A 15,253-nucleotide genomic window follows, 5' to 3' on the forward strand; every position below is an offset into this window, starting at 1 on the left:
ATTAAGCCGCTACGCTACACACTGCGCATATGAACACGGGGGTGGACCCATGAAACAACTGCTGCTGGCCCTTGTCATAACCACCCTGGTCAGCGCCTGCGCGACCACGACCTCCCCTACCGGCCGCCGGCAGATGGTGGGCGGTGTGTCGCAGGCACAGCTGGACCAGCTCGGCGCACAGGCGTTCGCCGAAACCAAGCAGAAGGAAAAGATCAGCACCGACGGCCGCCAGAACGGTTATGTGCAGTGCGTGGTCAACGCTCTGGTCGCGCAGCTGCCGCCTCAATACCGTGGCGTACGGTGGGAGACGGCCGTGTTCGTCGACAAGGAGCCCAACGCCTTTGCCCTGCCCGGTGGCAAGGTTGGCGTGAACACCGGCATCTTCACCGTCGCCAAGAACCAGGATCAGCTGGCTGCCGTAATCGGCCATGAAATCGGGCATGTCATTGCCCGTCACCACGAAGAGCGCATCACCCGCCAGATGGGCGCACAGACCGGACTGGCCGTGCTCGGTGCGTTGGCCGGTGCGGCGTACGGTGAAGGTGCCGCCAGCACGGTCAACCAGCTTGGCGGAATGGGCGCGCAGGCGGCCTTCCTGCTGCCCGGCTCGCGCACCCAGGAGAGTGAGGCCGACGTAATCGGCCAGCGACTGATGGCCCAGGCCGGCTTCAACCCGGCGCAGGCGGTCGATTTGTGGCAGAACATGATGGCTGCCAGTGGTGGCCGCAGCCCGCAGTGGCTGTCCACCCACCCTGATCCGGCCAACCGCATCCAGGAACTGCGGCGCGATGCGCCGGGGCTGACGCCGGTCTACCAGCAGGCGCAGGCCGCCGGGCTGCGGCCAAAGTGCGGATGAGTGCGCAGTTCTATGCTGTATTGCAGCACATAAAACGATTTCTCACGCCATCTGTTTCTGATACGTTTGGCGGCTCAGATTTTTCTGACAGTCCGACTTTGCCGCTATCCGGCGGTTCGATCGAGGTGAACGATGATTTTCCGTAACCACAAAGCTGTGCTTTCCGTCCTCGTCGCGACCGCCCTGACCGGCGCCGTGGTCACTGATGCCTTCGCGCAATCCTCGCGTTCCTCCGAGCGTGGCAACCGCGGCGGCAAGCAGGCCAAGGCCGAAGCGCTGTACCCCAACGCGACCCGCCAGGAGCCGACCGTCAAGGCATCGGCCAAGCTGGGCAGCAAGCTTCAGAAAATGATTGACAGCTACAACAAGGAAAAGTTCCCGGAGACGCGCACGCAGGCCGACGCGATCCTGGCTGACAGCGCCGCGAACGAGTATGACAAGTCGCTGGCCGCGCAGCTGGCGTCGCAGGCTGCCTACCAGACCGACGATACCCCGGCTGCCATTGCCTACCTGAAGCAGGTCCTGCAGTTCAACGGCCTGGACAACAACGGCCACTTCCAGTCCATGCTGATGCTGGGCCAGTTGCAGCTGCAGGAAGACCAGACCGCCGAAGGCCTGGCGACCCTGGACAAGTACTTCGCCGAGAGCAAGTCGACCAAGCCGGAAGAGCTGATCGCCAAGGGCCAGGCGCTGTACCAGCTGGAGCGCTACCAGGAAGCGATCCCGGTGCTGAAGCAGGCCATCGCCGGTGCCACCGAACCGAAGGACAACTGGAACCAGCTGCTGATGGCGGCCCTCGCCGAAGCCGGCCAGTCCGGCGAAGCGGTGAAGGAAGCCGAGGCTCTGGCCGCCAAGAACCCGAACGACAAGAAGGCCCAGCTGAATCTGGCCAGCATGTACATGCAGGCCGACCAGATGGAAAAGGCCGCCGCGGTGATGGACAAGCTGCGCAGCAGCGGCCAGCTCACCGAAGAGCGCGAGTACAAGCAGCTGTACTCGATCTATGCCAACACCGAACACAAGGAAAAGGACGTCATCGCGGTCATCAACGAAGGGTTGCAGAAGGGCATCCTGAAGCCGGATTACCAGGTCTACCTGGCGCTGGCCCAGTCCTACTACTACTCCGACCAGGTGCCGCAGGCGATCGATGCGTGGCAGAAGGCTGCCCCGCTGTCCAAGGACGGTGAGACCTACCTGAACCTGGCACGCGTCCTGCATGCCGAAGGTCGTATCCCGGAGGCCAAGCAGGCCGCCCAGCAGGCGCTGGCGAAGGGTGTGAAGAACCAGGCTGATGCCAAGAAAATCATCAACCTGAAGTAAGTAGGAATAACGCCTGAATGCCTGCACAGTTGATGCGCAGGCGCTCAGGATTGGTATAAGCTTGGAGGTTCCTGCGGTGTCATGCACCGCTGATCAGGGATTCCGCCCCCGGCATCCCGGCCCCACTATTGAGCTCTTGGCGCATGACGGAACAACTAGTCGTTCACCGGTACGAACAACCCGATGACAAGGGGCTGAGCTGGCCTCGCATCGTCGGCATCGCGTTTGTAATTGCCCTGCATCTGGCCGCCTTCATGATGCTCCTCATTCCCGCCGTGGCTCCCAAGGCCGTTGCGGAGAAGGAGCGCAACGTCATGGTGACCATCGTCGACGCACCGCCGCCGCCGCCGCCGCCGCCGCCGCCGCCGCCGCCGACGGATACTCCACCGCCGCCGGTGAAGAATCTGTCGCCGCCGAAGCCGTCGCCGGTCCCGCCGCCGCCGCAGGCGCCGGTCGTGGACGTGCCGGAGCCGCGCCCGAACGACATCGTCACCCCGCCGTCGCCGCCGGCACCGCCGGCACCGCCGACCTCGATCGAGGCCAGCGTGGACATCTCGTCGAAGGCCATGAATCCGCCGCGCTACCCGCCGGCAGCCTTCCGCGCGGGTATCCAGGGCGAAGTGATCCTGATCATTGATGTCGATGCCAGCGGCAACGTCACCAATGTCACGGTGGAAAAGTCCAGCCGTAACCGCGACCTGGACCGTGCTGCGATGGAAGCGGCTCGCAAGTGGCGCTTCAACGCCGCTGAAGCAGGCGGTAAGAAGACGGCAGGTCGCGTTCGCGTTCCGGTCAACTTTGCGCTGAACTGATGCGCCCGGGTGGCCGCCGGCCACCCCCGCTCCCGGTTCGATTGTTTAGCTTAGCTACACCCTTTATCACCACACACAACAAAGGTAAGCGTCATGCTGCAGGAAATTTTCATCGCCGCTGCTGCCGGGGGCAATCCGTCCAACGCCCTGTCGCAGATGGGCTTCGAGCACCTGATCCACGAAATGACCACCAAGCCGGGTGATTTCGCGGTTTCCTGGGTCGTGCTGCTGACCCTGGTCGTCATGTCGGCCATGTCCTGGTACTGGACCGTCATCAACATCTTCCGTGCTACCCGCCTGAAGAGCGCCGCCGATCGCGTCGTCAGCCTGTTCTGGGACACCCCGAACGCGCAGGACGCCATCCGTGCGATGGAAGAACAGCCGGCTTCCGAGCCGTTCTCGAAGATCGCCCTGGACGCTGCCCAGGCGGCTGCCCACCACCAGCGCGCTGAAGGCGGCGCCACCGGCGGCGTGGGTGAGAACCTGAGCCGTTCGGAGTTCGTCGACCGCGCCCTGCGTCAGGCCGTGACCCGCGAAAGCAACAAGCTGCAGTCGGGCATGACCCTGCTGGCCACCGTCGGTGCAACCGCTCCGTTCGTCGGTCTGCTGGGTACCGTGTGGGGCATCTACGGCGCGCTGATCAAGATCGGTGCCACCGGCTCCGCTTCGATCGACGCCGTTGCCGGCCCGGTGGGTGAAGCGCTGATCATGACCGCGATCGGTCTGTTCGTCGCGATCCCGGCCGTGTTCGCCTTCAACTTCTTCAGCAAGATCAACAGCGCGACCATCAGCAAGTTCGATACCTTCGCGCACGACCTGCACGACTTCTTCGCCACCGGCTCGCGCGTCCGCTGATTGCGGCGCGCGTCACCCAGCGACGAACGTAAGTAGTCACCAAGATCTAGACGGAGCCCGTTATGGCTTTCAGTAGTGGTAACAGCGGCGGCCCCATGGCCGACATCAACGTTACGCCCCTCGTGGACGTGATGCTGGTGCTGCTGATCATCTTCATCATCACGGCGCCCCTGATGTCCCACAAGGTCAAGGTGGATCTGCCGGAAGCCAACCTGATCCAGAAGCCGGAAGACGCTGAAAAGCGTTCCGGACCGATCACCCTGGCAGTCAAGGAAGACGGCTCGATCTACTGGAACGACGAAGAAATCAACAAGCAGACTCTCGAGTCGCGCTTGGCGACCGCCGCCCAGCAGACCCCGCAGCCGCCGCTGAACCTGCGTGGTGACCGCACCACCAAGATGCGTGTCATCAACGACCTGACCAAGGTCGCGCAGGAGCAGGGCATGCTTGACGTCGGCTTCGTCGCGATCAAAGAAAAGGGGCAATAAGCCATGGCATTCAGTAGTGGTGGTGGCAAGGGCCCCATGGCAGACATCAACGTCACGCCCCTCGTGGACGTGATGCTGGTTCTGCTGATCATCTTCATCGTGACCGCGCCGATCATGACGTACCCGATCGCCGTGGACCTGCCGCAGCGCGTGCTCAACCCACCGCCGCAGCTGGTCGAACCGCCGCCGCCGATCGAACTGAAGATCGACGCCAGCAACCAGGTCTCGTGGAACAACAGCCCGATCAACACCAGTGAGCTGCAGCAGCGGATGGAGCAGGAGGTCCAGCGTGACCCGACCAACCAGCCGGAACTGCGCATCGACGCCAGCCCGGATTCCGAGTACGACGTGATGGCCAAGGTTCTGGCCGCTGCGAAGAACGCTCAGATGAAGAAGATCGGTTTTGTGCAGCAGTAATCGCTACACCGCAACACAACAGTCATGACGCGACTGCAGACGCCCCTGGAGACAGGGGCGTTTTTTTCTATGCCTGCCGGCCTGGACCGCTATGATCGGCGGATGCTCGCCCTCTTCGACTCCCTGCGTCATTGGCTCGACGGCATCGCCCACCTTGGCTCGATCCTGGCGGTGGCCTACCTGCTGTACCTGCTCGCGCTGACCGGCTGGATCATGCTGCAGAAGCGTGAGCCGGTCGCCACGCTGAGCTGGATCCTGTCGTTGGCGCTGCTGCCCTACCTCGGCTTGTTCATCTACTACCTGCTGGGCCCGCAGAAGGTGAAGCGGCAGCGTCTGCGCCGTGGCCGCGCGCGCTCGGGCATGGAGCACTACAGCGACGTCTGCCCACCCGACGCCGACTGCACCGAGCTGGCCAAGATCGCCCAGGCCACGACCGGGCTTGCGCCGAGCAGCGCCACCGAAGTGACATGGCTGGTGGACGGCGCGGCGACCTACGCGGCGCTGCTTGAGGCCGTCGCACAGGCACGCGACCACGTGCATCTGGAGTACTACATCTTCAACCCGGACCATGCTGGCACCGCCCTGCGTGACGCGCTGGTGGAACGCGCACAGGCCGGCGTGCAGGTTCGCCTGCTGCTCGACGCCGTGGGCTCTTCCGCCCTGCCCCGCCGCTTCCTGCAGCCGCTGCTCGACGCCGGTGGTGAAGCGATCTGGTTCCACCCACGGCAGCTGCTGAAGCCGTTCAAGCGCCCCTGGTTGAACCTGCGTACCCATCGCAAGCTGGTGATCGTCGACGGCCGGCTGGCGTTCACCGGTGGCATCAACATCACCGACGACGAGGATGAAAGCCGCAGGGCGGATGCCTACCGCGACCTGCACATGCGCATCCGCGGCCATGTAGTGCGCAGCCTGCAGCTGGTATTTGCCGAGGACTGGCTCTACGCCAGCGGGCAGGATCCCTCGCGCATGGACATCGCCCGCCTGTGGCCAGCCGACATGCCGCTGCGCGGTGACGGTGCGATCAACGCCCAGGTGCTGGTCTCCGGCCCGGACTCGGGCTGGGAAACGATCCATCGCCTGCATGTGGCGGCGATCCAGGAAGCGCACGAGCGCGTGTGGCTGGTCACACCGTATTTCGTGCCGGGTGAAGCGGCGCGGATGGCGCTGACCTCGGCTGCACTCGGCGGCATGGATGTGCGCTTGCTGGTACCGAAGATGAGCGATTCCTGGTTCGTGACCCAGGCCGCCCGCTCCTACTTCGATGAACTGTTGCACGCAGGGGTGAAGATCTACGAGTACGGCCCACGCATGCTGCATACCAAGGCCTTCATCGCCGATGATGATGTCTGCATCGTCGGCAGCGCCAACTTCGATCACCGCAGCTTCCGGCTCAACTTCGAGCTGTCGATGATGATCAGCGACCGTGACCGGGTGGCTGCCCTGGCCGAACTGCTGCAGGGCGAATTCGACCGTTCCACGCGGGTGCACGACCAGGCCGGCCGTTCGCTGTGGCTGCACCGCCTGCCGGAAGCCTTCGCCCGGCTGGCCTCGCCGCTGCTCTGACGCAGCGCTACACTGCGCCGATCACCCGGGGAGCCCGACTATGTACTGGTTGTACCTGCTGCTGGCGCTGGGCTGTTTCGCCTTCGCCCTGAAGACCCCCAGCGCCGCATTGATGACCCTGTGCCTGCTGGCCGCCCTCGCCTTCCTGCTGGCCTGGGTACGCGGACGCTATGTGGCCCGCTTCGGCGACCTTCAGCGGGACCCTGCCACCCTTGTCGATGCCGAGGAGCTGCGCCGCCTGCGCGAGCAGGCCCAGGCCCGCCGCAATGTCGACGCCAACGACCACGATCCGTCCCCACTTTCCAAGTAGTTCCGTTCCATGACCCAGCTCAGCGTCAACGTCAACAAGATCGCCGTCCTGCGCAATTCGCGCGGCGGCGCCGAACCGGACGTGGTGCGCGCCGCCCAGGCCTGCCTGGATGCCGGTGCACATGGCATCACCGTGCACCCGCGGCCGGACCGCCGCCATATCACCGCCGAGGACGTGCTGGCGCTGTCCTCGCTGACCCGCGCGCGTGGCGTGGAATTCAACATCGAAGGCAATCCATTCGCGCCGCCGCGCGAGGGCTACCCAGGCCTGCTGCCGCTGTGCGCGCAGACCCGCCCGGCGCAGGCGACGCTGGTGCCGGATGGCGATGGACAGATCACCTCCGACCATGGCTTCGACTTCGAGCGGGATGCCGAGCGGCTGCGACCACTGATCGCCGAACTGAAGGCGATGGGCTGCCGGGTCAGCCTGTTCGTCGATGCTGGCAACCCACTGCTGGAGCAGGCGGCCGAAGTCGGTGCAGATCGTGTCGAGCTGTATACCGGCCCCTACGCCGAAGCGCACGCGGCTGGCGACGCTGCGGCGATGCTGGAACTGTTCGCCACTGCGGCGCGGCGGGCGCAGGCGGTGGGCTTGGGCGTCAACGCCGGCCACGACCTGTCGCAGGACAACCTGCGCGATTTCCTGGCCCACGTGCCGGACGTGCTGGAGGTGTCGATCGGCCATGCGCTGATCGGCGAGGCGCTGTATGACGGGCTGGATGCAACCGTGCGCGGGTACTTGGCGCTGCTTTGATGTATTGCAGCCGAGCGTAGGCTCGGCTCTACAAAAGGTATCCGTATCCACTGTAGAGCCGAGCCCACGCTCGGCTCAGACTTGCCCTGAACCCTTCAGGCAGCCGTCGCAGCCATTGAGACGGCTGCGGCGTAACCTGCCGCAATGGGTATCGCGATCAAGGGCAGAGGTTCCACGTCCCACCTTGCCGGGCGCTTTGAGAGCACCGTCAGCGAGGCGGTGGACGACGGCTGGGCGGCCGACGAGAGCGAAGAATTCCTCGCCCCGCGCCTGCGCACCGAAGTACGCGCCGAAACCGCGCGCACCATCATCACCCGCAACAATTCACCGGACGTGGGATTCAGCCAGTCGGTGAATCCGTATCGCGGTTGCGAGCATGGATGTTCCTACTGCTTCGCGCGCCCCTCGCATGCCTATCTGAACCTGTCGCCAGGCCTGGACTTCGAAACCAAGCTGTTCGCCAAGACCAATGCGCCGCAGTTGCTGCGCAAGGAACTGTCGAAGCCGGGCTACGTACCGCAGCCGATCGCCCTGGGCATCAACACCGACGCGTACCAGCCGATCGAACGCAAGTTCAAACTCACCCGCCAGCTGATCGAGGTGATGCTGGAAACCAAGCATCCGTTCTCGCTGATCACCAAGAACGCGCTGGTCGAGCGTGACATTGATCTGCTCGCACCGCTGGCGGCGGAGAACCTGGTCAGCGTGCATTTCTCGGTGACCTCGCTGGACCCGCATCTCTCCGCGAAGCTGGAACCGCGCGCATCGGCACCGCACGCACGGCTGCGTGCGATGAAGCGGCTGCATGAAGCCGGCATTCCGGTCGGGGTGATGGTGGCGCCGGTGATTCCGTGGATCAACGACAGCGAGCTGGAAGCCGTGCTGGAAGCCGCACGCGACGCAGGTGCGAGCACCGCAGGCTACGTGCTGCTGCGCCTGCCACTGGAAGTGGCCCCGCTGTTCCGCGATTGGTTGGACACCCATCATCCCGATCGCGCCGCGCACGTGATGAGCACCATCCAGCAGCTGCGCGGCGGCAAGGACTACGACAGCCAGTTCGGCACACGCATGCGCGGCCAGGGCGTGTATGCGGAGCTATTGAGCAACCGCTTCAAGCTGGCGCGCAAGCGTCTGGGTTTCAATGCGCAGAACAGCCATTGGCCGAAGCTGGATTGCAGCCGGTTCGTGAAGCCGTTGCCGCCGAAGAAGGATTCGCCGCAGGGTTCGCTCTTCTGAGGCGTGTACGTCTGCTGGCGAATGCATCAGCGATTCGTCGCGCTGTGCTGTACCCAGCTCATTGATGGGCAATGCACGAAAAACATTAGGTGCCTCCATTGCACCGTTACAGCGTGCTGTCATAGACTCGTTACAAACATGAATTCCCGATGACTGAATGAGTCGGTGTCGGATGAGGAGCTAGGCAAGCGCATGACGCACGTTGCAACGCGGAACACCCTGCAGTCCCGTCTTCTTCTTCTGCCGCTGCTTTGCCTGCCGATGGCATTGGCAACCGCGGCAAACACTCTCGAAACCGTTCAGGTCACCGCCAAACGCCCTGCTGGAGGTAGCGGTGTAGGTGGTTTTGGATTTGGCGGCGGCAGTGGTGTCCACCTGTCCGAGTCTCAAATGGACAATGGCGGCGGCGGTGCAATTCCGACCGAAACCGCGAAGGAGCAGCCGACCGATGACAAAGAGAAGGATTGCAACGGCCGCAAGGGTAATCCTGTCGTTCTCTACAGCGGCAACAAGGTCGAACCAGAACTTGATTTCGCCAGCCAGGGCGAAATGGGCCTGTTCCTGCAGCGCAACTACAATCACTACTGGAGCGCGACCGGGCTGTTCGGCAATCACTGGCTGAGCAACTTCGACTATTCGCTCGCATTCACCGATGCAAATCAGCTGGCGTGGGTGCAACGGCCCGACGGTCGTCGCATCAAGTACCTCAAGGATCCGGCCAGCGGTCGCTGGTATGAGGACAAGGCCCAGCCCATCGCGTACCTGTCCGCGAACGGCAATGGCACGTTTACGCTTCGAAACGAAAACAACGGTACGGAGACCTACAACGCCGAGGGCTACATCACCCGACTCAGCAATGAGCAGGGCGTGAGCTGGACGTTCTCCTATGCTGACCGTTACTTGCAGAAGGTGACGCACTCCTCTGGACGCAGCGTCAGCTTTGGCTGGGCCAACGGACAGGTCAGCCAGGTGACCGATCCGGCCGGCAACATCTATCGCTACACCTATACCCCCAATGTGTTCGGGAACGGACGTGGGCGGCTCGCCAGCACGACGCTGCCTGGCACACCTGCAACGACGATCAGTTACCACTACGAAGATGCCCGCTTCCCGGGTGCCCTGACTGGCAAGTCTTTTAATGGCGTGCGCTATTCCACGTTTGCGTACGACGCGGAGCGCCGCGCCATCAGCACAGAGCACAATGGTGGCATTGAACGGTTCCGCTTCAGTTACGCCGTACGCAGCACCGAACCGGTGCTGCCGCCCCCCGCTCCGACTCGACCCGGGGGTCTCCGCGCCGATGAGGAGCGTGGATGGTGCGAACAGCGCACCGGAGGCACACGCATCTGCTATCAGCCGCGCTCACTGCCTGTTGGCTCGCTGCCGATGGAGAGCGCACTCGGTATGACCGCCGCCGCTGCGCCGAGCCTTACGCGGCCCGTCGATATCGATGTCACCGTGATCAACCCTCTTGGCCGCAGCACCACCTACACGTTCAAGGACGGAAAGATGGTGTCGACCAAGGGTGATCCGTCGCCGAACTGCCCTGCCAGCTACAAGGAGCAGAGCTACGACGCCAATGGGTACCCTGATCTGGTCCATGATTTCCAGGACAATCTGACCAACTTCGACTACAGCGCACAGGGCTACTTGCTGAAGCGGGTGGAAGCGGTCGGCAGCTCGGCCGAACGTACGACGTTGCAGGAGTGGGATACCGCGCGTAACCGACTGCTCAAGACGACAGTGGTGGGGGATCTCGAAGTCGCCTACACCTATGACGATCGCGGAAACGTGGCCAGCGTAACCGAGCGCAATCTGACGGCACGTGGGGTGCTAAGCCAGACGCGGGTCACCCGCACAACCTATACCTATCATGCCAATGGTCTGAAGGCCTCGGTCAAGGTCGACGGCCCTCTTGCGCAGGATGACGTCACCTCCGTCTTTAATAGTCAGGGCGATCTGACCAGTGTCACCAACGCGCTTGGTCATACGATCAGCTATTCCAACTACAACGGACTGGGGCTGCCGGGGCGCATCGTCAACGCGAACGGTGGTGTGCGAGAGTTGACGTATGACGGCCGTGGCCGCGTTGTGTCCGACAGAACCAGTTCGGGAACTGGCTGGGCGACGACCGCCATTGGCTACACCGCTGCAGGTGACATCGCCTCGCTTACCCAGCCTGATGGCGTGACAGTCCGCTACGGCTACGATGCAGGGCGCCGCCTGACGCAGGAAGTCCGTTCAATGGGGGACGGCAAGTGGGCGTGGACCCGTCATAGCTACAACAACGCTTCCAATCGCACGCGCACTGAGGTTTCACAAACCGACTATCCGATGGATTCGATGGTGAGCGGCGTGATTGACGAAATCACTCATGATGCGCAGTGGAACTGGTTCGTACGTGGCTGGGCCTGTTCCACTGGCTCGGCTGGGTCAATCCAGGTGGACGGTTACGCCGACGGCAACGTCTACCTGGGTAGCACACAAGCAAACCTTGCCAGCGAGCCAGGAGTTGCAGCGGCTTGCCAAGCATCAGGGAGTGCCTATAGGTATCAGTTGCCGATATCGCTAGCCCAGAGGCAGCAGTTCGGCGGCCGCAAGTTCTCCGTCTACGGCCAATCTCCGCAGGGCCGCGGCCAGGATCGACCGCTCGCGAACTCAGGCGTGTTTGCCATTCCAACGGCAAACATCGTTGGTGACATCGGCGGCGTGACCCAGGACGGCAACTGGAACTTCTTCATTGAAGGCTGGGCCTGCTCAGTTGGCGTGGATGCCTCGATCGACGTACACGTCTATGCCGGCGGGGCAGCTGGCGGCGGCACATTCGTCGCTTCGGGCCGCGCCAACTTGGCGACCGACGGAAACGTTGCCAACGCGTGCCAGGCACGCGGAAGTGCCTATTGGTTCAAGATCCCTCTTGACGGCAACGTAAGATCGAATCACGGGGGCAAAGCACTATTCGTGCACGGTATCTCGCCTGTTGGCGGTCCGAACCTGACCATCAATCGCTCGGGCACGTTCACGGTCCCCGCAGTGGTGCGCAATGCAGAACTCGTCAGCGCTTCGGCATCACCCCGCCAGATATTCAATGGTGGCTCATCGGAGCTGACGTTCCAGTTCCGTAATACCGGGAACGTCGTGTGGAATCCTGGCGACACCTATCTCGCATTCGGAATTCTTCAGCTCAATGAAAGCATGGGCCTAGCTGGACCGGTGCCGCCCGGGGCGGTTGCAACCTTTACCAAGAGCGTTGGTCCGAAGAACACCGGGAATGGCAACGTCAGCTTCATCTACAAGGCGCAGATGGCCTCTGGCGGTGCTGCGTGGGGCATGGAGGGGAGGACGACATTGTCTGTTGAGAACAACATGGGAAGCTGTGGTCGCGTCACCTGCGAACAGCCTCGGTAACAAAGGACTGTCCATATGCCAGCACTGACGCTTGCCCTGATCGGGCTGAACGCTGTTGTCTCCGTCAACACATATGAGTACGACGAACTGGGCCGTGTGATCGTCGAGCGCGGCAACGGCGTACAGAATGTGCGCTATGCCTATGACGCGGAGGGACGCGTCACCCAGGTCACCGATTCGCAGAATCGGGTTACCCGGATGAGCTACGACGCTCGCGGTCGCTTGATCCAATCAATCGATGCTGCTGGAGGGACGACCCAGATTGCGTACGATCTCGCAGATCGCCCGATCCGTGTGAGCGATCCCCGCAATCTCGTTACCACCTACGAATTCGATGGTTTCGGCCAGATGTGGAAACAGGTGAGTCCGGATACGGGAACGACACAGCACCAGTACGATGCTGCAGGTCTGCGGACATCGACGGCGCGGGCCGATGGCAGCGTCGTCTCCTTCGGCTACGACGGTCTGGGACGAATGACTTCTGCGAGCGCAGAAGGCCGAACAATGGGTTATAGCTACGATTGGTGCGGCAACGGTAAAGGTCAGCTGTGCGGCACTTCAGGGCCCGGAACCGCCACCCATTTTGCCTATACACCGAACGGACAGCTGCAGATACGGCGCGACTTCACCGATCTGTCTGGTCAGAAGACGGACTACAGCACCACCTATGGATACGACGGCATCAATCGCCTGAGCCAGATCACCTATCCTAACGGTGACAAGGCGACCTACACATATGGCTCCCAAGGAAAACCAAGTGCGTTGATGGCGACGGTCGACGGGACTCAACGCTCAATCATCTCCCAGGCCAACTGGAAGGTCACGGGAGCGCATGAGTGGCTGGCCTATGGCAACGGGCTTGCCCGGGGCTACAACCATGATCAGGAGGGGCGGCTGACCGCAATGTCGGTCTGGGGACCCAATGGCAGCAAGGTCAGCTATTGGGACTATCAGTACAGCGGCGATGGCGAAATCACCGCCATTGTCGACGCTGTCGACCCGAACATGACCCAGTTGATCGGCTACGACGCGTTGAGTCGTATGACCAAGCTGACCCGCTTCGGTGTCATCAACAATCTTTCCTACGATGCCGGCGGCAATCACGACCGCTATCAGGCAGGCAATCAGCTGACCCAATACAGCATCGACCCGGGGAGCAACCGGGTGCTGAACTACACCAACCAGGACGGCAGCCGTCAGTACCAGTACGACGCATTGGGAAATCGTATCAGCGAGACCGCAGGCAGCCGGATCAGCACCTATGAGTACGATGCATTCAATCGCATGAGCCGCAGCAACATCGGTGGCACTGCGACTGACTACGTACTCAATGCGCAGGGGCAGCGCGTTGCGAAGGTCAACAAGAACATCAACAGCCGCTACTTCTACGCTGGCCAGAACCAGCTCATGACTGAGCTGAACAACGGCATGTGGACCAATTATTTCTGGCTCGAAGGTGAACTGGTGGGGCTAGCCCGCAATGGCCAGCACAACTACGTGCATACCGATCATCTCGGGCGCCCGGAGTTTGTCACCAGTCCAAGCCAGCAGACCGTCTGGAAGGCCTACAACTACGCCTATGGACGCAGTGTCCAGAAGGATGAGATTGGCGGGTTGAACATTGGCTTCCCGGGCCAGTACTACGACGCGGAAAGCGGCCTCTGGTACAACGGCTTCCGCGACTATGACGCGAGCATTGGCCGGTATGTGCAGAGTGATCCGATTGGATTGGCGGGGGGACTGAATACCTACGCGTACGCTGAAGGAAACCCCGTCACCGGGTTCGATCCATTGGGTCTCTGCAAGACGGATTATTTCGGAGCAATCCTGGGAGCAGCCGACATGGCGGCTGGCGTCGGTGCAATAACTGCGGGTAGTGCTGACTCCATCATTGCAGCGGTCGCAGGAAGCGAAGATGGCGGACTCGTTGGTTTGACGGTGGCGGCAATGGGCTTGGCCACCTTCCACGATGGAGCCAACAACCTGGCGACCGCGTTTGACGGGAAAGAGAGGACACCGGCTTTGGAAAAAGTGGGCGGATCACTGTTGGGATGGCAGGGAGCCCAGATAGGTCGCTACGTGAGCAACTTCAATACAATCACCAGTCTAAGCAAGGGAATTCGAAGTGTTCTGAAAGGAACCGCTAAGCTGTCTGATGCGCACGAAATCGCCAAGGGCATCAAAGAAAATGGCGGTGGGCCTGCATCTCCTTGTGACTGTGGTGGGAAATAGATGAAATGAAGATTATCTACTGGCTTGGCATTGCGTTCCTGTGGATGCTTCCATTGAACGTCCTGTTGCTGACGGCCGGCAAGCTGATGTCGGGTGGCAGGCTTGGAGAAGAAGAGCTCGTTGGCTTCGGTGTGGCAGTGTTCGGTGTAGCGGCGGGCACGATTCTCTATCGCCGTCGCCCACGGTAGAGGTTGCTCGACTGAAAGTGGAACGAAGTCGAGCAAGCGATATCGTCGAGCATGCTCGACGTTCATCCCCCAAACAACTTCTGCGCACTCTGGAACAGGATCCAACTCGTCGCGATGAACTTGTCCCCGCCCTGCGGGCGATTGCCACGATGGGTATGAGTGAACGCCGTCGGCGCAATCAGCAGGCTGCCGGTGCGTGGTGCGATCTTCCGCCCCTGGAACAGGAACTCGGTCTCGCCTTCGTCAAAGTCGTCGTTGAGGTACAGCGTCCACAGCACGTGCCGGTGCAGAGTCTCGGCCTGCGCATCCTTCGGGTACAGTTCGCAGTGCCAGTACGGGTAACCGCCCTCGCCCGCCGCATACCACTGCAGGTTGATCGCACCCGGGCGCAGGCAGGTGCGGGCCAGATCGGCCAGCTGCTGCGGCGGCATGTCGGGGAAGTCCTCGGCAGACAGGCGTCGCGGTTGGCCGTTGCTGTCCTGGATCTGCAACATCAGCGGGGCGATCAATGCCTGTGGATAACGGCGTAGATAAGTCAGCAGGCCATTGAACACCGCGATCTGAAGCTGCTGGTCGACATCCTGCCAGCCGTCCAGGCCACTGATACGCAGATCCTTGCTGTGCTTGAGTTCCGGGAACACGCCACTGCCCACGGCACCGGGCTGCAGGCCACGCGTGGCGCGCAGGCGTTCAACGATGGCCGCGCAGACCTCGCTGGGGACGGCGTTGTGGATGACTTCGATGAAATCGACCGGGCCCTGCTCGTGCATGCGTGCATTCCTTAGGCGGCAACGGCTTGATGGTGCCGTTTGCCG

At 62.3% G+C, this 15,253-nt stretch carries 14 protein-coding genes; 13 read left to right on the forward strand and 1 reads right to left on the reverse strand.

Annotation, left to right across the window (positions count from 1 at the left end; genetic code table 11):
• Positions 1–49: 49 nt before the first annotated feature.
• From ROV95_RS03070 to ROV95_RS03130, 13 genes are all read left to right on the forward strand, one after another.
• The gene (locus ROV95_RS03070) at positions 50–856 is read left to right on the forward strand and encodes a M48 family metallopeptidase (RefSeq protein ID WP_019658801.1); all 807 of its coding nucleotides are present in this window, start codon (positions 50–52) and stop codon (positions 854–856) included.
• A 132-nt stretch (positions 857–988) separates the two neighbouring features.
• Complete coding sequence (locus ROV95_RS03075) at positions 989–2,176, forward strand: tetratricopeptide repeat protein (protein ID WP_021204595.1); 1,188 nt, start codon at positions 989–991, stop codon at positions 2,174–2,176.
• A 254-nt stretch (positions 2,177–2,430) separates the two neighbouring features.
• Complete coding sequence (locus ROV95_RS03080; protein ID WP_026346893.1) at positions 2,431–2,988, forward strand: energy transducer TonB; 558 nt, start codon at positions 2,431–2,433, stop codon at positions 2,986–2,988.
• Positions 2,989–3,081: 93 nt separating this feature from the next.
• On the forward strand, positions 3,082–3,843 hold the full coding sequence (exbB, locus tag ROV95_RS03085; protein ID WP_004132614.1) for a TonB-system energizer ExbB: 762 nt from the start codon (positions 3,082–3,084) through the stop codon (positions 3,841–3,843).
• A gap of 62 nt (positions 3,844–3,905) precedes the next feature.
• Positions 3,906–4,331 (forward strand): biopolymer transporter ExbD, encoded by a 426-nt coding sequence (locus ROV95_RS03090; protein ID WP_312542918.1) that lies wholly within the window; start codon positions 3,906–3,908, stop codon positions 4,329–4,331.
• A gap of 3 nt (positions 4,332–4,334) precedes the next feature.
• Complete coding sequence (locus ROV95_RS03095; protein ID WP_005411740.1) at positions 4,335–4,748, forward strand: biopolymer transporter ExbD; 414 nt, start codon at positions 4,335–4,337, stop codon at positions 4,746–4,748.
• Positions 4,749–4,850: 102 nt separating this feature from the next.
• A complete protein-coding gene (cls, locus tag ROV95_RS03100) occupies positions 4,851–6,311 on the forward strand; it encodes a cardiolipin synthase (RefSeq protein ID WP_312542921.1) in 1,461 nt (486 codons plus the stop codon).
• A 40-nt stretch (positions 6,312–6,351) separates the two neighbouring features.
• The gene (locus ROV95_RS03105; protein WP_005411742.1) at positions 6,352–6,621 is read left to right on the forward strand and encodes a hypothetical protein; all 270 of its coding nucleotides are present in this window, start codon (positions 6,352–6,354) and stop codon (positions 6,619–6,621) included.
• Positions 6,622–6,630: 9 nt separating this feature from the next.
• A complete protein-coding gene (locus ROV95_RS03110) occupies positions 6,631–7,374 on the forward strand; it encodes a pyridoxine 5'-phosphate synthase (protein WP_164144995.1) in 744 nt (247 codons plus the stop codon).
• Positions 7,375–7,518: 144 nt separating this feature from the next.
• Entirely contained in the window at positions 7,519–8,610 is a 1,092-nt protein-coding gene (locus ROV95_RS03115) for a PA0069 family radical SAM protein (RefSeq protein WP_312542924.1), read from the forward strand.
• A gap of 192 nt (positions 8,611–8,802) precedes the next feature.
• Entirely contained in the window at positions 8,803–12,018 is a 3,216-nt protein-coding gene (locus tag ROV95_RS03120; protein WP_312542926.1) for a DUF6531 domain-containing protein, read from the forward strand.
• Between the two features lie 15 nt (positions 12,019–12,033).
• Positions 12,034–14,250 (forward strand): RHS repeat-associated core domain-containing protein, encoded by a 2,217-nt coding sequence (locus ROV95_RS03125; protein WP_312542928.1) that lies wholly within the window; start codon positions 12,034–12,036, stop codon positions 14,248–14,250.
• Positions 14,251–14,255: 5 nt separating this feature from the next.
• A complete protein-coding gene (locus ROV95_RS03130) occupies positions 14,256–14,438 on the forward strand; it encodes a hypothetical protein (RefSeq protein WP_021204611.1) in 183 nt (60 codons plus the stop codon).
• Positions 14,439–14,500: 62 nt separating this feature from the next.
• On the opposite strand, the gene ROV95_RS03135 is transcribed toward ROV95_RS03130, so the two are convergent.
• Positions 14,501–15,208, reverse strand: a complete 708-nt coding sequence (locus tag ROV95_RS03135; protein WP_019337497.1) for a 2OG-Fe(II) oxygenase — start codon at positions 15,206–15,208, stop codon at positions 14,501–14,503.
• Between the last annotated feature and the right edge of the window lie 45 nt (positions 15,209–15,253).

Origin of the sequence: Stenotrophomonas maltophilia group sp. msm1 (assembly GCF_032025805.1) — a bacterium.
GTDB classification, from domain to species: Bacteria; Pseudomonadota; Gammaproteobacteria; order Xanthomonadales; family Xanthomonadaceae; genus Stenotrophomonas; species Stenotrophomonas hibiscicola.